The 18,661-nt window shown below is 59.3% G+C and carries 14 protein-coding genes and 2 pseudogenes; 6 read left to right on the top strand and 10 right to left on the bottom strand.

Annotated elements, in window-relative coordinates; all coding sequences use genetic code 11:
- Positions 1 to 444: 444 nt before the first annotated feature.
- Positions 445 to 1,125: a class I SAM-dependent methyltransferase gene (locus AC1Q8Q_RS29255; protein ID WP_492615841.1), complete on the bottom strand. Its 681-nt coding sequence runs from the start codon at positions 1,123 to 1,125 to the stop codon at positions 445 to 447.
- Between the two features lie 127 nt (positions 1,126 to 1,252).
- On the opposite strand from AC1Q8Q_RS29255, the gene AC1Q8Q_RS29250 reads away from it, so the two are divergent.
- A complete protein-coding gene (locus tag AC1Q8Q_RS29250) occupies positions 1,253 to 1,387 on the top strand; it encodes a hypothetical protein (RefSeq protein ID WP_020800447.1) in 135 nt (44 codons plus the stop codon).
- 55 nt (positions 1,388 to 1,442) lie between these two features.
- On the opposite strand, the gene AC1Q8Q_RS29245 is transcribed toward AC1Q8Q_RS29250, so the two are convergent.
- On the bottom strand, positions 1,443 to 3,008 hold the full coding sequence (locus AC1Q8Q_RS29245) for a methyl-accepting chemotaxis protein (RefSeq protein ID WP_151142085.1): 1,566 nt from the start codon (positions 3,006 to 3,008) through the stop codon (positions 1,443 to 1,445).
- A gap of 273 nt (positions 3,009 to 3,281) precedes the next feature.
- Here AC1Q8Q_RS29245 and AC1Q8Q_RS29240 point away from each other — a divergent pair, with 273 nt between their 5' ends.
- From AC1Q8Q_RS29240 to AC1Q8Q_RS29225, 4 genes are all read left to right on the top strand, one after another.
- A complete protein-coding gene (locus tag AC1Q8Q_RS29240; RefSeq protein WP_020800445.1) occupies positions 3,282 to 5,447 on the top strand; it encodes a methyl-accepting chemotaxis protein in 2,166 nt (721 codons plus the stop codon).
- A 135-nt stretch (positions 5,448 to 5,582) separates the two neighbouring features.
- Positions 5,583 to 6,404 carry a transporter substrate-binding domain-containing protein gene (locus tag AC1Q8Q_RS29235; RefSeq protein WP_492615840.1) on the top strand — a complete coding sequence of 274 codons (822 nt, stop codon included), beginning with the start codon at positions 5,583 to 5,585 and terminating at the stop codon, positions 6,402 to 6,404.
- Positions 6,401 to 7,246, top strand: a complete 846-nt coding sequence (locus tag AC1Q8Q_RS29230) for an amino acid ABC transporter permease (RefSeq protein ID WP_083349115.1) — start codon at positions 6,401 to 6,403, stop codon at positions 7,244 to 7,246. Before AC1Q8Q_RS29235 ends, AC1Q8Q_RS29230 begins: the two co-directional genes overlap by 4 nt.
- 38 nt (positions 7,247 to 7,284) lie before the next feature.
- Entirely contained in the window at positions 7,285 to 8,658 is a 1,374-nt protein-coding gene (locus tag AC1Q8Q_RS29225) for an LLM class flavin-dependent oxidoreductase (RefSeq protein WP_020800442.1), read from the top strand.
- 138 nt (positions 8,659 to 8,796) lie between these two features.
- Here AC1Q8Q_RS29225 and AC1Q8Q_RS29220 read toward each other — a convergent pair whose 3' ends face one another.
- The 8 genes and pseudogenes from AC1Q8Q_RS29220 to AC1Q8Q_RS29185 all read right to left on the bottom strand — a co-directional run bounded on the left by AC1Q8Q_RS29220 (position 8,797) and on the right by AC1Q8Q_RS29185 (position 17,608).
- A complete protein-coding gene (locus tag AC1Q8Q_RS29220; protein ID WP_489325006.1) occupies positions 8,797 to 10,134 on the bottom strand; it encodes an MFS transporter in 1,338 nt (445 codons plus the stop codon).
- A gap of 265 nt (positions 10,135 to 10,399) precedes the next feature.
- The gene (locus AC1Q8Q_RS29215; RefSeq protein ID WP_168758147.1) at positions 10,400 to 11,188 is read right to left on the bottom strand and encodes an SDR family oxidoreductase; all 789 of its coding nucleotides are present in this window, start codon (positions 11,186 to 11,188) and stop codon (positions 10,400 to 10,402) included.
- Between the two features lie 447 nt (positions 11,189 to 11,635).
- Positions 11,636 to 11,722, bottom strand: a pseudogene (locus AC1Q8Q_RS29210) (outer membrane lipoprotein carrier protein LolA); the annotation flags it as partial.
- A 160-nt stretch (positions 11,723 to 11,882) separates the two neighbouring features.
- Complete coding sequence (locus AC1Q8Q_RS29205; RefSeq protein WP_020801304.1) at positions 11,883 to 13,430, bottom strand: amino acid ABC transporter permease/ATP-binding protein; 1,548 nt, start codon at positions 13,428 to 13,430, stop codon at positions 11,883 to 11,885.
- Between the two features lie 63 nt (positions 13,431 to 13,493).
- Positions 13,494 to 14,288, bottom strand: coding sequence for an ABC transporter substrate-binding protein (locus AC1Q8Q_RS29200; RefSeq protein ID WP_020801303.1), 795 nt, complete (start codon positions 14,286 to 14,288; stop codon positions 13,494 to 13,496).
- A gap of 46 nt (positions 14,289 to 14,334) precedes the next feature.
- Positions 14,335 to 15,405 (bottom strand): isopenicillin N synthase family dioxygenase, encoded by a 1,071-nt coding sequence (locus AC1Q8Q_RS29195; RefSeq protein WP_432668128.1) that lies wholly within the window; start codon positions 15,403 to 15,405, stop codon positions 14,335 to 14,337.
- A 14-nt stretch (positions 15,406 to 15,419) separates the two neighbouring features.
- Positions 15,420 to 16,271 carry a sugar phosphate isomerase/epimerase family protein gene (locus AC1Q8Q_RS29190; RefSeq protein ID WP_083349111.1) on the bottom strand — a complete coding sequence of 284 codons (852 nt, stop codon included), beginning with the start codon at positions 16,269 to 16,271 and terminating at the stop codon, positions 15,420 to 15,422.
- Positions 16,272 to 16,516: 245 nt separating this feature from the next.
- On the bottom strand, positions 16,517 to 17,608 hold the full coding sequence (locus AC1Q8Q_RS29185; protein ID WP_492615839.1) for a site-specific integrase: 1,092 nt from the start codon (positions 17,606 to 17,608) through the stop codon (positions 16,517 to 16,519).
- Positions 17,609 to 17,743: 135 nt separating this feature from the next.
- Between AC1Q8Q_RS29185 and AC1Q8Q_RS29180 the strand changes: the two are divergent.
- Positions 17,744 to 18,592 (top strand): annotated as a pseudogene (locus tag AC1Q8Q_RS29180) (DNA-binding protein).
- The last annotated feature ends 69 nt before the right edge of the window (positions 18,593 to 18,661 follow it).

Raw genomic sequence — 18,661 nt, 5'->3', positions numbered from 1 at the left:
GATGGGCCATCCCTGGCCCAGCGCGGCTAAACCGGCGTCCTGCCGGTTTACCCACTGCGCAATGCCTGCGTTCGGCCGTCGTGGTTAATGGGGCGCTCGCGATCAACAGCAAAGCGAGGCGGCCTTAAAGCCGACCTGACTGTTACTGGTGAACCTGAATCTCCTGTCGCTGATCGTTCCCACGCTCTGCGTGGGAATGCCGCCAGGGACGCTCCGCGTTCCGCTGACGACGCATTAGTTGAGCCGTGCGCAACCGTGATGCGGAACATCACAGGATGAAAACGATCAGGTCAGTCCGCCTCGCATAGCTTTTGCTCTACATTGGCTTTTTGAAGGTTCTGCCCAGTGGGAGCGAGTTCATACACCCAGTCCAAATATGCTGCCATCTGCTGCGCAGGACCTGCGGCCCTGGCTCGGCCACACGATGAAACTGGAAAAAATCCTCTAAACAAAACCATCCCGCCGCTCAGCCACCAACAGCAACGACTGCGGCGCTGGGCTTTGCGGGTGCTGCGGCTCTTGTAGCCCCGCCAGCCGGAGCCCGGCCATGTCCAGCGCATTGAACCAACTGGACAAGGTTCGCAAGTACCACGGCATCGGTTGCCACTGCCCCTCGAATCCGCCGAAGGTCTCTTCCCGCCAGCCGTCCTGATAGTCGCCCGCAGCCACGGTCCATGGATGCAGCGTCTGGATCACCAGCGCGCCGCCGGGGGCGAGCAGGGCGTTCATGGCTGCGAGCAAGGGGATGATGTCCTGGTGCAGCAAGGCGAAGTTGGCGCAGATCAGGTCGTAGTCGCTGCCGATTGAAACCTTCGAATCCACCAGCTCTTCATAACTGGCCAGGTACACCGTTGAGGCACCGGCCGCCCGCGCTGACTCGACGAGCGTAGCGTCGCCGTCCACGCCGACGACCTCGATGCCTCGTTCCGCCAATGCACGCAACAGCCAGCCCTCGCCACAACCGAGGTCAAGCACGCACTCGGGTTGGCGGCCCATTATCGCCAGCAGGATGGCCTGGTCAGTGACATTGCGGCGGCTTTCAATGGCGCCGGTGCGCACGGCTTCGATCCAGGCGTGGGCGTTGTGGTGCCAGCTCTGGAGGAGTGTGGTTTCGTCGGCAGGCATGGCAATGTCCGAAGTGGTGGGGCTGGATAGAAGCATAGGACAGGTGAACGCAGACCATTGGTCCTGCTGCGGCTGATTGGGACAATGCGCCCTGTGCGTTGTCGAATGGAGTGACAAGCAAAGGTGCATGAGCTGGACGTTGTCGCACCCGCGTTTTGCAATCCTGTTCAGATTGAGAGGTGGACTGATGAACAACATAATCTACATCGTCGGGGTGGTGGTGATCGTCGCGGTGGTCCTGTCGTTCCTTGGGTTTGCATAGCTGGCGTCAACGGGCACCAGCGACGGTCTGAGACAGTCCGTCGCTGAGCTTTAGGTTATCGGTTAAATCGCTCGGCCAGGCTGTGCAGGTACTCGGCCATCCCTTCGAGATCCTGGCTGATGGCCGCGCCTTGCTTGGCCTGCCCCGCACTGTGATCGCACAGTTGAGCAATTCGCGTGATCTGTTGATTGATATCTTCGGTCACGTGACTTTGCTCTTCCGACGCCGACGCCATCTGCTGGCTCATATCGGTGATCCGGCTGACGGCCTGGCTGATACCGACCAAGGCAGCCTGCACCGCCTCGACACGCTGCATGCTGTCGCGAGAAATCTGTTCACCCCGGGTGGCCGTCGTGACTGCGCGATCGGCACCGATGTGCAGGGAAGCGATGATGCCGTGGATCTGTTCGGTTGAGGTGCGGGTGCGTTGGGCAAGGGATCGCACCTCATCGGCAACCACGGCAAAACCGCGACCTTGCTCGCCTGCCCGGGCCGCCTCGATCGCCGCGTTGAGCGCCAGCAGGTTGGTTTGTTCAGCAATCGACGTGATGACATCCACGACGCTGCCGATCGACTGCGTCTCGCTCGCCAACGCATTGACTGCTTGGGCGATTTCGTTGACGGCGGCGTTCATGGCCTCCATGGCGCGCAGGCTTTGTCCGGCCAACTCGCTGCCGTCCCTGGTCAACTGGTCAGCCTCGCAGGCGGCATGCGCGGTGCTGATGACGTTTTGCGTCACTTGCTGGTTGGTGGCCGCCATCTGTGAGATGGCGGCGGCGGACTGATCGGTTTCGCTGCGCTGGCGGTCAAGTGCCTGCGCTTGCAAGCCGGACAACTCGGATGATTGCGCCGCCTTGGCCTTTACACTGACCCCGGCATCCACGAGCCGACTCAAGGCTGTCTGCAAGCGGGCTTTCTCACTGAGCATGGCCATGTCCAGTTGCCCCTGGGGACCATGGTTATCGCTGTAGGTGAGTGCGACCAAGCGGTCGGCAAAAGCTTTCGGATGCTCGGCCAGGGTGCGCTGTATGGCGTTGCGTTGTCGGGACACGATCAGGAACCAGGCAATCCCCAGGCTCACTACCAGCACCCCTTGGGCCGCCGCTTTTTCCAGCCACTGATCAGCCAGCAGCGAAACCGTGGTTGCCATCAGTAATGGCCAACCCTGTTGCAGCGGCCGGAAAATCCGCGCACTCAGCGCGACGATCGGCTTGCCGGCGCGCATCCTTGCATAAAGCGCGCTTGCCCTGCGCACCTGGTCGCGAGTGGGCACCGAACGAACCGACTCGTAACCGCTCAGGCGGCCGTTTTCATAGATGGGCGTGACGTAGGCACTGACCCAATAGAAATCACCATTCTTCGCACGATTTTTCACAATCCCCATCCAGGGCTTGCCTTGCTTGATGGTGTGCCACATATGCACGAATACCCCGGGCGGCATGTCGGGGTGCCGGACCAGATTATGCGTCTGACCAACCAGTTCGTCGTAGGTGAAACCGCTGATGTCGACAAACGCGTCATTGCAGTAAGTGATTCGGCTATCGAGATCGGTGGTGGAGATCAGGCGTTGATCGGCGGGGAATAATCTTTCATGGTCGGTTACGGGCAAATTCACACGCATAAAATGCGATCCCTATACGGATTTTTATTATGGTCTGGAACAGGTAAATCAAAAAATACGCGATGTGTTCTACGCGTATCCCGCGAGCGCCGACCCCGCATCGGACGACACTTTCTTTTCATTTGATGACAGGGGTGCCCTGCGTTTTTCTCGGCCTACAAAACCGGTGCCCAAGTCAACCTTACTCCTTTCCATGAGTTTGTTAGCCTGCTCACGAATTGGCCTGGTATTTGCTATCAATTAGCCATCTGAGTGTCGCAATGGACGAAGTAGATGTCGCTATCAAGTAATTTCATGCAATTGTCCGCCAACGAAAAACGCTGGCTACCCTGGTTCGGCAAGACTGGAAAACTCACGATGGGCTGGTCGTGCTGGCTCAATCGCTCGGCTTATCCGGTGATCGAGCAAACCTTCGAAGCCATCGCTGAAACCCGAGTGCAGTTGCTGCAGAACTGGACGCGCGAGAAGTGGGAGCACCTGGCGGAGCTGGCGGAACACCTGAGTGCTGATTTCGCCAGCCTCGACAGCACTTCATTGGTGGACAAGCTCGTCCAGGCGGAGGATTTTTCGGAGTTGTTTGTCGTTGACGCCAGCGGCAGTGTCATCGTTTCAACCTGGAGCCAGCGCGGCAAAGCTCGGCTGGAGCACACCCGCGCATTGGCGCAAGGATTGAAGGCGCCGTTCCTTCATGGCCCTTACAGCGATCTGCTGACCTTGCAAATCGGCCCCTCGTCTTCGCGCTTCTTTGATGAAGTCACGCTGATGTTCTATCAGCCCCTGAGGGTCGATGGAAAAGTCCTGGGCTGCCTCTGCGGCCGCATACCCAACGATGTGTTGGGCGATCTTATCCAGCGTGAGGCCGGGCACATTTTTGCCGAGTCGGGTGACAATTACCTGTTCATGGCGCAATCGCGTTTCGATCCCGCCATTGAGCCCGGTACCGCATTGTCACGCTCACGTTTCGAGGACGGCACCTTCAGCCACGGTGAAAATCTGAAGAGTGGCGTACACACCCCCTGGAAGACCGTGCAGATCCAGCGGCACACCGAGCTTGAGCTGCGCTTCACCGACCCGGCGACGCAACAACTGCACCCCGGCGTACGCGAGACTATCCGCAAGGGCTCCAACCTCTTCGTGACGTATCCCGGTTACTCCGACTACCGGCACATTCCAGTGGTGGGCAAGGGCGTTACCTTCCAGTTGCCAGGGTCACCGGACCGCTGGGGCATGATGTGCGAGGCCGACCTGGAGGAGGTCTACCGCCGGCGCTCGCTCAGCCACGGCTTGATGAAGCCCTACATCGCGACCATGACTGGACTCTTCGCCTGTAATTTCCTGGTCCAGCATTACAGTGGCCTGGACCAGGGCATGATTGATACCGTCGAGGTCTTGAGCATGGCTGGCGCCGCGCTCCTGTTCAGCCGGCTCGGGCCCAAGCGCCTGGCGGCAAGGTTGAACGAGATGACAGGCGTGATCCGGACCATTGCCGAAGGCGAGGGTAACCTGCGTCAGCGCCTGGACATCAAGCGCATGGCCAATGATGAGACGGGCGACATGGGGCGCTGGATCAACAGTTTCATCGACCATCTGGACTCGGTGGTAGGGCAAGTGGTGAAGGCCAGCAGCAGCGTCGGCACCACCAATCAGATGATGCTCGGACGCAGCCAGCAAGCCAGTGACACTTCCAGCGAAGTCTCCGAAGCGGTGCATCGCATGATGCTGATCGTCGAAGACCAACTGGGCGAGATCCAGCAGGCTTCTGCCAGCGCCGAACAAATGAAACAGGCGATGGATGAAGTTGTTACCCGTGCCCGCGAGCAATTTCTGGCCGTGCAGCAAGGCACACAATCCATTCGCGATGTGGTCGAACGTTCTTCATCGAGCGTGCAGTTGCTCGACAGCAGGATGACCCAGATCGGCAAGATCACCGGCCTGATCAGCGACATCACCAACCAGACCAATCTGCTGGCGCTCAATGCGGCCATCGAGGCCGCACGCGCAGGGGAACATGGGCGAGGTTTTGCAGTGGTCGCCGACGAGGTACGCAGCCTCGCTTCACGCACCTCCCGGGCGGCCGATGACATTCGGCAGATGGTCGAAGGCCTGCAGAACGAAACGCAAAAAGCCGTCAGCTTCATGGAGGAGGGCGTCAAGGACGTCGATAACAGCCTGCGCCTGGCCGAGGATGCCTCTTCGGAAAACGTGCAGCTGCATCAGGCGGTAGAGAGCATGTTTGCGATCATCCAGCAGCTCAATACTCGTAGCCTCGACTGCGGCCAGACGATCAAGAAGGTCGACCACTGCTCCACGCAAATGCGCCAGACCGTGGTGGTGCTGCAAAACAGTGCCGAAACGGTCAGGCTCAATGCCAATAAACTGCAGAAGCTGGTGGGGCAGTTCGAGGTGAGCGGCAATGGCGCGAGAGTGGCGGCTGTTTGAGTCCGTACGCCGGTGTATTCGGTGCTGATTGATATACCTTGAAATGAGCCTGTTATTCCATAAAACAAGTACTAACGATTTTTATATTGCGTTTTAATCTAATCAGTTGTTTTCGATTGATTGGAGTACTTGTCTTTGAAAAGCAAAGCGTTTTTACCCCTTGGCCTGGCCTTGCTGACTCTCTGCTCAACAGCGTCCGCAGGGGCCATCCTTGATCGCGTCACGCAAAAAGGCGAGTTGACCGGCGTCCTGATGGAGAGCTATCCGCCGTTCTCTTTTCTCAACGAGCAAAACCAGTTGGACGGGTTTGACGTGGATGTGGCCAAGGCGGTTGCCCAACGTCTTGGCGTGAAGCTCAAGCTGGAAACACCATCCTGGGATGTCATCGCCGCCGGTCACTGGAATGGTCGTTATGACATCTGCGTGTGCTCGATTACCCCGAGCAAGGCCCGCGCCGAAGTATTCGATTTCCCTGTCGAATACTACCAGTCGCCGGCGGTGATCGTGGTGAATGCCAGTGACAACAAGATCACGGCAGGCAAGGATTTGTCTGGCAAAAAAATCGGGGTGATCAGCGCCTCGACTTATGAAGCCTACCTGAACAAGGACCTGGTGATCGAAGGTGCCGAAGACAAGCCTTTGAGTTTTCCTTTCGATAATGTCCAGGTGGCGCCGTACGACAACGAGACCGTTGCCTTCCAGGACCTGGCACTGGGTACAGGCGTGCGCCTTGACGCGATGGTCACCAACCTGATCACGGCCCGCGAGCGTATCACCCAGGACCCTCGCTTCAAGATTGCTGGCGATGCGCTGTATGCCGAACCGAACGTGGTGGCGATTGAAAAGGGCGATGCGCAATGGAACGCCAAGGTGACCGAAGTCATTGGCCAACTGAAGGCTGACGGAACGCTGGGCAACATTTCGCAGAAGTGGATCGGTGCCGACATCAGCCAATGACAGCCCAGAACCCATACCCGGCCAAAGCGACGGTGGCCGCCGAAACCGAGAAGCGTCGTGTTCACCTGTTATCGGGATTTCGCACGCGCCTGTATCTGACGTGGGCGACGCTGTTGGGATTGTGCGTCATGTTTTTCATGAGCTTCGATCTGAAGTTCTCGATCATTCTGGAGAAGTTGCCGAATCTGCTTGGGCTGCACCTGGGGCCGAACGGTTTCCTGCAAGGCGCCGCGCTGACGTTGTTCCTATGCTTGTGTTCGATCTGCCTGTCCTTGCTGCTGGGCTTCGTGACGGCGCTTGCACGACTGTCACGCAGCGCAGTGGCTTACGGCATCGCCAGTTTCTATGCCTCTTTTTTTCGCGGCACGCCGCTGCTGATCCAGATCCTGCTGATTTACCTGGGCTTGCCGCAACTGGGCGTCGTACCTGGCGCTATCAGTGCGGGGATCATTGCGCTTTCGCTTAATTACGGGGCTTACCTCAGCGAGATCTTTCGTGCCGGTATCCAGGCGGTAGCCCCCGGACAACGGGAAGCGGCGATGGCGTTGGGCCTCAGGCCGGCAGCGACTTTTTTGCACATCATCTTGCCGCAAGCGATGCGCACGATCATCCCTCCGACAACCAGTCAGTTCATTTCAATGCTCAAGGACTCATCGCTGATCTCAGTGATGGGTGTGTGGGAGGTCATGTTCCTGGCGCAGTCCTATGGGCGTTCTTCTTATCGCTACATCGAAATGCTCACCACCGCCGCCGTCATCTATTGGTTGCTGTCCATCGGGCTTGAACTGATCCAGCACCGCCTTGAACGCCACTACGGCAAAGGTTTCAAGAACCCGCGTTGATGTTTCGCCCCCCGTTTCTTACTTAATCAGGAACCACGATGTCCGATCCAACTCCTCTTCTGTTTGCGCTCTATGAGCAAGCCAGCGTGGGCTGTGGCGGTGCGCCAAGCCTTTGGACTCACCCGGCTGATGAACGCCTGGCAATCAATTCCCTCGGCTACTGGTCGAACCTGGCGCGCATTGCTGACCAGGCGCACCTCGACATGCTGTTTTTTGGCGATGTACTGGGTTTCTACGACGTGTTTGGCGGCAACGCTGATGCGGCGATGAAATGGGCCGTTGAAGCACCGGCCAATGACCCGCTGATGATCATCCCGGCGTTGGCCGCCGTCACGCAGAACCTGGCCTTTGGCGTTACCGTGACCACCAGCTACGAACATCCCTTTACCCATGCCCGACGCTTCAGCACCCTGGATCACCTCACCAATGGCCGGGTCGGCTGGAATATCGTCACTTCATACCTGTCCAGCGCCGCCCGCAACTTCGGCCTGGAGCAAATGATCAAGCACGATGACCGGTATGAGCGCGCCGAAGAATTCCTGGATGTGGCCTACAAACTCTGGGAGGGCAGTTGGGCCGACGACGCTGTGGTCGCGGACAAGACGCGCCAACTCTACGCCCGGGGCGAGCGCGTGCGTGCGATCAATCATGCGGGTGAGCATTACCGCGTGGCCGGGCCGCACCTGACCTCGCCATCGCCACAACGCACGCCGTTGCTGATCCAGGCGGGCTGGTCGGGGCGCGGTCGTGAATTCGCCGCCAAACACGCCGAGTTGATTTTCGTTGCCAAGTCCAACCCCCAGGAGATTCGCTTGGGGCTGGAGGAAATCCGGGCCAAGGCCCAGGCACGCGGTCGTCACCGTGAAGATGTAAAGTCGCTGACGGTGTTGCGTATTGTCACCGCTAAAACAGAAATCGAAGCCCAGCGCAAATATGACGAGTTGCAAAGCAACTATCACCTGCAGGCACAGCTTGTGAGTTACGCGGGTGATACCGGTATTGATATCGGCCGCTACGCCGACAATGAGGCACTGTCCACCCACACCGAAGGCATGACTTCCTACGTGGTGCATCCTGATGGCAGTGGTAAACCCTTGACCGCGGGTGACGTCAAACAGCGTTTTGCAAAGGTCACCCGAGGTAGCGATCTTATCCTGGTGGGCACGCCACACCAGGTGGCCGAGCGCATCGAGGAGCATGCGCGAATCTCCGGCACCAGCGGCTACATGCTTAACCCGCTGATCAGTCCCGGCAGCCTTGAGGATTTCGTTGAACTGGTCATCCCCGAGTTGCAAAAGCGCGGGCTATACCGCACCCGGCCGCAAAGTGGCACCTTGCGTTCACGGTTGCGCGCCGACGGTTCGAGTCATTTGCCTGCCTCGGCTTATGGCGCCTCGTTCCGTTTTGACTGAGTGTTGCAGGCGGATGCGCAGTTGAGGTCAAACGGCACATGCGCCTGCACCCCGGTTGCCAGCGTCGTCATCGCCTGGCGATGAAAGGAACGCCCCCGCGCGATGGCGCCGGGGCGCGATTGTGTTGGTCCTTGTCCTTCAATGCGCCGCGACAGGTTGGCTAGCCGGTGCATCGGCTTGGGTGCGAATGATCAAGAGTGCTGCCGCTGCTATCGCCAACGGCACGATCAGCGCTGAGTAATAACCGGCAGGACCTCCGTGCTCCAGAAACCAGCCGCCGCTTGCCGATCCGATGATGGCGCCCACCCGGCCCAGTCCAATCGCCCAGCCGGTTGCGGTTGCCCGCAATGCGGTGGGATACGCCTGGGCAACCATGTAGTTCAAGACGATTTGCTGACCACCAATGCCCAGGCCTGCGAGACCGGCGAGGGTGAACACCAGCGCCCAATGGGTGCCGCTGTTGGCCAGGCCCAGGCACAGGGCAATACCGAACACAAACAAGGCCAGCAGCAATAGCCGAACGTTGATTTTTGGCAAGATGATCGACAGCGGAATGGCACACACGACAAACACGGCGTTGACCGCAACAGTGCCCATGGGTGCCTGCTCTGCCGGCAGTCCCGTTGCTTTGAGAACAGTGGGTAGCCAGGATAGGAACATGAACCATGCCACCCAGTTGAAAAGGTAGACCGTCCATATGCCAAAGGTATTGCGCGCCAGGCCGCCAGAGAACAGGGAGGTGACGCTGGTTTTTACATCGGCTTCCGGGACGCTGTAGGTGCTGCCCGGGAGCGTTGGGTTCCTGGTGATGCTGGCGACAATTTTCCCGATCTTCTCAACGCTGCCATGGGTCCGTTGCCGGGTCAGGAAATACAACGACTCCGGCAGTGCGAACATCAAGACCACCATCAGTACCAGTGGCACGATACCGCCAACGGCAAAGATGCCTTGCCATCCAATCGAGGGCAGCATTTTCGCAGCCAGCAATCCGCCAAGAATGGCGCCAGCGGGCAAACCGAGCAGGACCGTGGTCATGATCGTGCCGCGTTGTCTTGCGCTGCCATACTCGGCGGCGAGCGAGAGAACCACGGGTGTCGCACCGCCCATGCCAAGCCCGGCGATAAAGCGCAAGACCAGGATCTGCTCGGTAGTCTGGGCAAATGCCGTTGCCAGGGAGGCGAAACCGAACAAGGCAACCGACCCGATAATGGCGGGCCGGCGGCCGAATTTGTCGCCCATCAGGCCCAGTACCATGGCACCGAGCACCATGCCGACAATTCCGGCGGTCAGTATGGGCGCCAAGGCGCCTGCGCCGAGTCCGAATGCCTCAGTGATCGAGGGACCGGTGAAGGCAATGGCTTGGGTATCGAATCCATCAAGAATGGCGACGAAAAAACAAAGGGCGAAAACCCGCCACTGAAAAGAGCTGACTCGAGTGCTATCGATCAGCTCGGGAATTGAATAATGAGTGCTCATGACTGCTCCAATCAGTAAGGCATTTTTTATAGTTTTTACGCACAGGCAGACCCTGCCTGATCACAGGCTAAGTGTGATGTCCTGTGGGGTCTAATATCATTTTGGTGCTAATCGATACCTTGGAGGTATGGTAGGCAGGCGCCAGCGAGGCACTTGTCATTGAAAAGATTTACGGGCTGAAGAAAAACAAGCGCAGTTCGAAACTGCGCTGTAGTGACGGGTCTGAGCGAAGGGCGAAAGCATCCAGGCCAGTGTGCCTGCCATTTTATTGGCTGGAGCGAATGGCCCCTCCATCAATCAACAGATTCTGCCCGGTCAGATAGCCCGCATGACTGCTGCACACGAAGGCGCAAAGAGCGCCGAACTCCTCGGGTGAGCCGAAGCGTTTAGCGGGAATTTCGCTACGGCATTCGTCGAGGAATGCTTCACTGTCCTGGCCCAGTTCCTGCGCGGCAGCGACCAGGTTGTCACGCAGGCGATCGGTGTCGAACGAGCCCGGTTGCAGGTTGTTGATCGTCACGTTACGGCTGGCCAGGTTTTCCTGCCGGGCAAGCCCTGCGATAAACCCTGTGAGCCCACTGCGTGCGCCGTTGGACAGGCCCAGGCTTTCGATGGGCGACTTGACCGCACTCGAGGTGATGTTGATGATGCGGCCGAATCCGCGGGATGCCATGCCGTCTACCGTTGCCTTGATCAACTCGATAGGGGTCAGCATGTTGGCGTCGAGCGCCTTGAGCCAGGCATCGCGGTTCCAGTCGCGAAAATCCCCGGGAGGAGGGCCTCCAGCGTTGTTGATCAAGATGTCGAAATGCTCATGGGCCGCGAGGGCTGCCGCACGCCCCTCTGGTGTTGCAATGTCGCCGGCGATGGCGATCACAGTCACTTCAGGATTCAACGACCTGAGCTGACGGGCCGTTTCATTCAGTGCCTGTTCGCCTCGGGCAGTGATCACCACGTTCACGCCTTCGCTGACGAGTGCCTGGGCGCAGGCTTTACCCAGGCCTTTGCTGGCAGCGCACACCAGCGCCCAGCGTCCTGCTATTCCAAGGTTCATGCGTGTGTTCCTGTAAGAAAAAAGCTCAAGTGAAGGGGCAATACTGTTCACTCAAGCATGGGGTTGTAGTTAAGAACTGGATTGGGTGTGTATCCATTCCTGCGGTAACGGCCACTTATGATTTCGCCCTTACGGCGACTCCCTTTTTCAAGCGCCGGTACGGACCGGACACATGGTTAACGGGGCGCCAAAAACAAAGCGAGGCGGCCTTGTAGCCGACCTGATCTTTGCGGATACCCCCAATCCCCTGTGGGAGCCAGCCTGCTGGCGATTGACGTTAACGATAACGCGCCCCGTCTGGATGAACGCGGTGCCTGGAAGTCCATCGCGAGCAGGCTGGCTCCCACAATGGGATCGCAGACACACCTGCAATCAGGTCGGCGATAAGGCCGCCTCGCTTTTGCTTTTGCTTTTTCTTTTGATTTTCTTGCCCCTCGCGGCGGGCCCTGTAGGAGCGAGCATGCTCGCGAAAAACCTGAGGGCTCCACGGGGTGTCAGGCTCCCCGCGTCATCGTTGACCACCATCGCGAGCATGCTCGCTCCTACAGGCCGGGCGGCGTTCCGTTTTTCCAAGTGACCCGCTGTAAAAGCGGAACCCTAGGTGGCCGTTACCGCAGGAATGGATATACACCCAATCCAAACCCGCCGCGCCCCAACCTAAAGTGAACAGCATTACAGGAAAGGGGCTGTCTATTCATGCAAGATCCACCGTTGCAGACGGTCTTGGCGATCGTGCCGCAATCCCCATGAAGCGCCGCACCCTCTCTCCTTGGGCATCGCACAGGATGGTTTCAGGTGCAGCATCGAGTTGGATATTACCGTTTTCCATGAAGATCACCCGGTCGGAGATCGACATGGCAAAGTCCATTTCGTGGGTCACGATCAGCATGGTCATGCCTTCCCTGGCCAGGTCGCGGATCACGTTCAGCACGTCGTTGACCAGTTCAGGGTCGAGGGCTGAGGTCGGCTCGTCGAACAGCATGATCTGCGGCTCCATGGCCAGGGCCCGGGCGATCGCCACACGTTGTTGCTGTCCGCCGGAGAGCTGGTGCGGGTACTTGTGGGCATGGGCCAGCAGGCCGACCTTGTCCAGCAGCGCATACGCACGATGTTCACTCAGCTCGCCCGGCTGGCCGTGGTAACGCGGTGCCAGGGTGACGTTGTCGAGAATGGTGCGGTGCGGAAACAGGTTGAAGTTCTGGAACACCATGCCGATGTGCCGCACGCCTTTGCGCAGGCGGGCGCTGTTGGGTTTGTCCGAGGCTTCGATGAATGTTTCGCCGAACAACAGGATATCGCCGCTATCGATGCTTTCCAGGCCATTGACCGTGCGGATCAGCGACGTCTTGCCGGAGCCGGATGGCCCGATGATCGAGACCACCTGGCCGTAGTCGACACTCAGGTCGATACCCAGCAGCACTTTGTGCGTGCCGTAGCTCTTCTGGATGTTCTTCAATTGCAGGATAGGCGTCGCGTTGTTGCCGGCTGCCTTGCGCGCACTGTCGGGCAAGGCTTCGGCGCAGGCCTTGAACTTGGCCACGGCGGCGTCATCGAGGGTGTGCGGCTTGCGGAAGTTAAGGTCCAGGTAGCGCTCCAGGCGCTGCAGGAAAAAGCCGAACACGGTGACGATCAACACGTAGTACACGCCGACCGCCGCCAGGGTTTCCATGACCAGGAAGTTGGTGGCGTAGAGGCGTTGGCCGACCGTGAGGATTTCGGTGAGGGAGATGACCGAGACCAGTGACGTAAGCTTGACCACCGTGATGTATTCATTGATCAGGGTCGGCAGCGAGATACGGAACGCCTGGGGGATCACGATCAAGCGCTGCATGCCGAACAGGCCGATACCCAGCGCGCGTCCGGCCTCCTTTTGCCCCTTGGCCACGGAGATCAGTCCACCACGGTGGATTTCCGCCATGTACGCCGCTTCCGTGACCACCAGGGCCAGCAAGCCGGAATAGAAGGGGTTGGACAGGATCGGCCCGCTGCCGGGAAACAATTGCGGCAAGTTGTAGACGAAGACCACCAGCACCAGCAGCGGGATGCTGCGGAAGAACCAGATATAGACTGCTGCGGGAATGCGCAAAAAAGGCGAGTGGGACAGCTTGGCCGTGGCCAGGACAAAACCCAGCAGCATGCCGATGAACCAGGCCAGGGCACTGAGCTGGACCACCGTGACGCAGGCATTCCAGAAGTCTGGCAGGGAGAACAGGGAGAAGAAATACGACCAATCGAATTGCATGGGGCACCTCGATCTGCCGCCCTTAGCAGAGGCGGCAGATGACCAGACTACAAGGACAGGTTTTTAGTTTGAGGTCGGTTCTTCCAGGCCATATTTCTTGAGGATAGCGGCGTACTCACCGCTCTTTTTGGTTTCCTCGAAAGCCTTTTGCACAGCCTGGAAGGTTTCGTCGTTACCTTTCTTGACGAAAATGCCCAGGGTTTGTTGATAGATCGGGTGCTCAGTGGTGATCACGACCCGGCCATTGGTCTTTTCCGCGATCATTTTTGCCGCACCGGCGATTTCGACCTGGGCCTGGATGTTTTTGGACAACAGGGCCTGGGTCACTTCGGGTGCCGAGGGATACTCGCTGACGGTGATTGCGCCTTTGTTGTTGGGCACGCAGTACTCATCGGACAGCTTCCTGAATTCCTTGACCCAGGTCGTGCCCTGTTCCAGGCCCAGTTTCAGTCCGCACAGGTCTTCAGGCTTCTTCGCATTGATTTCGCTGCCCTTGGGCACCATGACCGCGGCACCGGTGTTGGCATACGCAATGGTCTGGGCCTGGGTCTGGCGCTCCGGCGTGATGTACATGCCGGAAATGATCGCGTCGTACTTGCCGGAGTTCAGGCCAAGGATCAGGCTGGGGAACTTGGTGTCGACGAACTCTGCCTTGGCGTTCATGTGCCTGGCCAGTGCCGCCGCCAGCTCGGGATCGGAGCCCACCACGTTTTTGTCCTTGTCATAGGACTCGAAGGGCGGGTAGGTGATTTCCATGCCGACCTTGAACGTGTCTGTCGCGGCCATGCTCACCGAGGCACCGAACATTGCGGCTGCCATTACAGCCAGGCCCAACACGGTTTTCTTATTGTTTTTCATTCTTACTGACTCCGGCGTAGGTAGGGGGTGAAGCTGAAAACTTCAATCAGGACGTTTGAGTCTGATTTTTCAGATGTCCGAAACTGGCGGGCTTGCGTGCCTTGCCTGGCAGTTGAACGTCCCCGTTGGCCACTCTCTGGCGCAGATACTGATAGGTCTGCAGCGCCTGGCCATACATGTGTTCGCCGATCGTGATCTCTTCGTAGTCGTTGCCGGCCTGGGCGAATCCTGGCAGCGGTTTGATCTGGGTGTGATAGTCGCAGGCATAGAACAGCGGGAAGGAATAACGCTCCTCCTTCACACTGCGCACCCGGTGCGCCGTGGCAATGAATGCGCCTGCGGTCATCACTTCCAGCATGTCGCCGATGTTGACCACAAAGGCATCGGCAATCGGTGGTGCATCGATCCATTGTCCGAGGTTATTCATCACTTCAAGGCCCGGTTTGTCGGCCAGGAGAATGGTGAAGCACTCGTAATCAGTATGGGCGCCAAGTCCCGGTGCGTCATGGGCGGCTCCGTCGAACGGGTAGTGGATCAGGCGCAGTTTTGACGGCGGACGGGTGACCAGGCTGTCGAAATAGTTTTCTTCCAGGCCCAAGGTCAGGGCAAAGCCTGCGAACAGGCGCCGGCCCAAGGCGAAAATCGCTTCATAGTAGGCCTGCACCGCCGCCTTGAAACCTGGCAGCTGCGGCCAGTCGTTAGGTCCCAGCAGCGGCGTATTGGCCAGCACCAGCGGGTCATCGGCCGGGACTTCGAAGCCGACGTCGAAGGCTTCCTTGTGGTCCGGCTTGCCTTTGGAATAGACCTCTTCGCCTTCGGGTACAAAACCCTTGTGGGTTTGCGAAGTGCCGATGTAGTGCTGCATCTTGGTGTCGAAGGGCTGGTCGAAAAAGTCCTTGGCCGCCTTGCGCAGGTTGGCGATCAGCTGCGGGTCGATGCCGTGATCGGTGATATAGAGAAACCCGACATCGCTGGCGGCGCGCCCCAATTGTTCGGCCACGGCCAGGCGGTGTTCCAGTTCAAAACTGAACAAGCCGGCGATGTTGACTACCGGGATGCTGTTGAAGTTGGCTTTGTGTGTGTCAGTGCTGAGGCTTTTATTTTTATTGTCAGGCATGACGCGTCGGCTCCCTAAGGATGGCTTGAGTGGTAGAAACGCTCGAAGTGTTCGCGCTCGGTCTGGCCCATCCACACGTTCAATGACCACAGATCGGCCACCGGGACATTAGTGAAGGGCAAATGATGCAAGTAGCCGTCGGCGCCGAATTCCGGGGTCAGGGTGCTGACCTGGTAACCGCGGGCTTGCTGCGAGCGCCAGATGCTTTCCCAGTGCTGCTGATGGAAAGCCAGTTCATTGGCATATTCAGGTGCTGCCGGGTGCGGAACCTGTGGGCCCTGGTCATAGCCTACCCGGGCCTGGATATGGTGAACCCGCTCGACGAAAGCGCTCAGGTCATCGGCCGGATCATTCAACAGGCGCTCGCAGGTCACGACCCAATGGCTGATGTCACTGGTGAACAACAAGTCGGGCAGTTGCCGAATCAACTCCAGGGTTACCCAAGGGTTGAACAGCGACCGCGAGCGGTGGGTTTCAAAACTGCAGACCTGGCCGTGCTTGCGCGCCAATTCCAGTGCCTGACCGAAGAACTCCACTTGTTGCGGCAAGGCCCAGCGATCATTGCCTGCCAGCACGTTGACAAAACGCGGGCCGAGTTCGGCGGCCCAGGAAAGTTTGCGGTCGAGGTCATGGAGATGAAGGGCAGGGGACGCCGACTGGTCCGGCAGTACATCGTAGGCGGTGAAGATCGTGCTGATGTAGCCCAGGCGATTGGCCTGCAGAAAGGCTTTGAACTCAGCCCTTTCACGTGCATCCAGTGGCAGGCGTGCTTCCATCCCGTCAAAGCCTGCGTGCAGCAGCTCTTCAAGCGCCTGGGCCTTGCTGGCGGTGTAGCCCCACAACGTGCGGAAAATTTCCAGCTTCATCGGTGATCCTCGGCGAGTACGCTTGGGAGCCGATGTTAGGCATAGCTGGGGGCGTCAAAGAATCGGAAAACTCAAATCAACACTTCAGACTTTTATCAACAAATAGCTGGCTACTTATCGTGCCTTTCGAGGGGTATTCAACAGGCGAGCAGGCGTCTACGTTAGGGATTACCGAGAGGTGCCACTGTTACGGCATCATTTTGAAGAGTCCCAAGCTACGCAGGGCGCAACTTTTGGCCCTGCGGTTATGACTCATCTTCGTCCAGTAGTGATGTGGCCCGGCTGTTCAGCAGTGAGCCCGCCTGGAAGTAACCCATCACCGTGGTCACGCTGCGGTGTTCGGTCATGGCCATGACTTCGCCGAGCGGTACACCCTGGCGACCGGCCTCGGTGACAAACCCAGAGCGCAGGCTGTGCGCTGCCCAATCACCCTCAAGGCCCGCCAACTTCGCTCGGCGCTGGACAATGCGTGCCACCTGATCGGCCGACAAACCCGCAGTCCCGACCTTGCCGCCTTTATACATCCGCCGAAACAGCGGGCCCTCGTGCGCCGGCGCAGCCTTCATCCAAGCCGTCAGCGCCTGCGCCGCCGGGCCGCGCAGCGGCTTGTCACGGCGCACGCCACCGGTGTCGGTCTTGGTCGCGCCCAGGGCGTACAGCCAGGTGTCGGCATCCAGTTGGCGCACATCGCCCACTTGCAGGCCCACCACTTCCGAGCGGCGCCGCCCGCCACCGCTCCAGGCGAGCAGGAGCAGGGCGCGGTCGCGAATGCCGCGCACGCCATCGGTGCAGGTGGCGAGCAGTGCCTGCAAGGGTTCCAGCACGATCGCGGTTTTCTTGCGTACCGCCACGCCCTGGCGCGACTGGGCCTTGCGCGCTTCACGCAGCAGGGTCTTCAACGCCGGCGCTTGCGTGGGACTGTCCCAACCCTTGATCCGGTGCCATTTGCCGAGCACGGCCAGGCGGTGACTGACCGTGTTGTAGGCCAGCGCTCCGGGTTTGCTTTTGACTCGCGCCTCGACCAGCGCCGCGTCGATGCTGGCCGGCAACAGGTGCGCCCAACCGCCATCGGCCAGGGGGCGTGCCAAATGATCGACAACAAACTGAACCGCCACCGTGGTCGGCAGCGGTGCATCGCCCAATGCCAGGCCGTAACGCAACTGCAGCCAGGCCGACCAGTAGGTCAGGGCGCTGCGATAGCTGCGCACGGTATTGGCCGCGGTGCCGGCAGCAAGAAACGCCGCCGCCGCTTCCTGGGCGTTGATCGCCAGGGAATGCGGGTTTAGCGGGGTTTCGTCGACCAAGGGTAATTGATCTGTAATATTTAATACGTCCAACGTATGATAATTCCAATGTTCATAATATAACGTCGGATAACATTCCCTTATCAGACCTAACATAACGGAGGGCAGGGCAGGGCAGGGCAGGGCAGGGCAGGGCAGGGCAGGGCGGTAGGCGTACCAGAAAACGAGGTGTTTGCCGCCGCGGACGCGGTGTTGGCCCGTGGTGAGCGCCCAACAGTGGAGCGGGTGCGCCTGGAGTTGGGTCGCGGCAGTCCGGCGCGCGTCGGCGGTTTGCTCGATCAATGGTGGGCGCGCCTCGCTGACCGGCTGAGCGGGCAGAGTCGTCTGCCAGCACTGCCTAGCGAGGTGTCGCAGGCCTTTGTCGCGGTGTGGCAACAGGCGATGCACCTGGCGCAGGGCGTCGCCGAACAGGCGCTGGCCGAACAACGCCAGGTGCTGGCCGCGGAGCGCGAACGGGTGGCGGCGGTCGAGGATCAGGCGCGTCAGGACGCGGCGCAATGTCGCCAGTAGACGGCGGAGGCTATGGCGGGTCGCCAGTCAACCGAGTCGCGCCTGGCAGATTTGGAGCTGCTACTGTCCCAGCGCCAGACGCAGATCGAGGACCTTCAGCAACAGCGTGAGAGCTTGCTGCACGAGCGCCGCGAAGCTCAGCAGTACAACCATTCATTGCAGGAGGATCTGCAAGCGCTGCGGCTTAAGGCCGAGCAGGAGCGCCTCGCGCAGGAGAGCTACGTCCGCGGCGTTGAAGATCGCGCGCACCGTGAGGTCGACCGCGCGCGCGAAGAGGGCAAGGCAATGTCGACTCAGCTCAAAGAGGCCGGTCGGCACGTCGAGCAGTTGCAACGGCGGCTGGAGTCAACTCAAAACGAGCTCAGTCAAACTCAACAACGTGCTGCGGCGCAGCAGGCCCGCGCCGAAACGCCAGAGCAACAGCTGACGCAGGTGCGTAAGGCTCCTGACGCCAAACGTAAACCGAGCACCAGAAAACCCAAGCCGAAGAGCGATACCGCGGGATGAGACCCATCCTATAAAAAGCAAAGGCCGACCAGCGCTTCCTCCGTCCAGACGTCCAAGGCGTCCAAGGGC

It is taken from the genome of Pseudomonas sp. GW823-FHT06B06 (genome assembly GCF_058795195.1).
Note: the sequence above shows the minus strand (reverse complement) of the source record. Positions and strands in the feature narration are given on the sequence as shown.

Coding starts and splice junctions, on each gene's coding strand:
- AC1Q8Q_RS29195 (WP_432668128.1), bottom strand. CDS start 15,405: ATGCCTGACAATAAAAATAAAAGCCTCAGCACTGACACACACAAAGCC.
- AC1Q8Q_RS29245 (WP_151142085.1), bottom strand. CDS start 3,008: ATGCGTGTGAATTTGCCCGTAACCGACCATGAAAGATTATTCCCCGCC.
- AC1Q8Q_RS29230 (WP_083349115.1), top strand. CDS start 6,401: ATGACAGCCCAGAACCCATACCCGGCCAAAGCGACGGTGGCCGCCGAA.
- AC1Q8Q_RS29240 (WP_020800445.1), top strand. CDS start 3,282: ATGTCGCTATCAAGTAATTTCATGCAATTGTCCGCCAACGAAAAACGC.
- AC1Q8Q_RS29190 (WP_083349111.1), bottom strand. CDS start 16,271: ATGAAGCTGGAAATTTTCCGCACGTTGTGGGGCTACACCGCCAGCAAG.
- AC1Q8Q_RS29220 (WP_489325006.1), bottom strand. CDS start 10,134: ATGAGCACTCATTATTCAATTCCCGAGCTGATCGATAGCACTCGAGTC.
- AC1Q8Q_RS29205 (WP_020801304.1), bottom strand. CDS start 13,430: ATGCAATTCGATTGGTCGTATTTCTTCTCCCTGTTCTCCCTGCCAGAC.
- AC1Q8Q_RS29250 (WP_020800447.1), top strand. CDS start 1,253: ATGAGCTGGACGTTGTCGCACCCGCGTTTTGCAATCCTGTTCAGATTG.
- AC1Q8Q_RS29215 (WP_168758147.1), bottom strand. CDS start 11,188: ATGAACCTTGGAATAGCAGGACGCTGGGCGCTGGTGTGCGCTGCCAGC.
- AC1Q8Q_RS29225 (WP_020800442.1), top strand. CDS start 7,285: ATGTCCGATCCAACTCCTCTTCTGTTTGCGCTCTATGAGCAAGCCAGC.
- AC1Q8Q_RS29255 (WP_492615841.1), bottom strand. CDS start 1,125: ATGCCTGCCGACGAAACCACACTCCTCCAGAGCTGGCACCACAACGCC.
- AC1Q8Q_RS29200 (WP_020801303.1), bottom strand. CDS start 14,288: ATGAAAAACAATAAGAAAACCGTGTTGGGCCTGGCTGTAATGGCAGCC.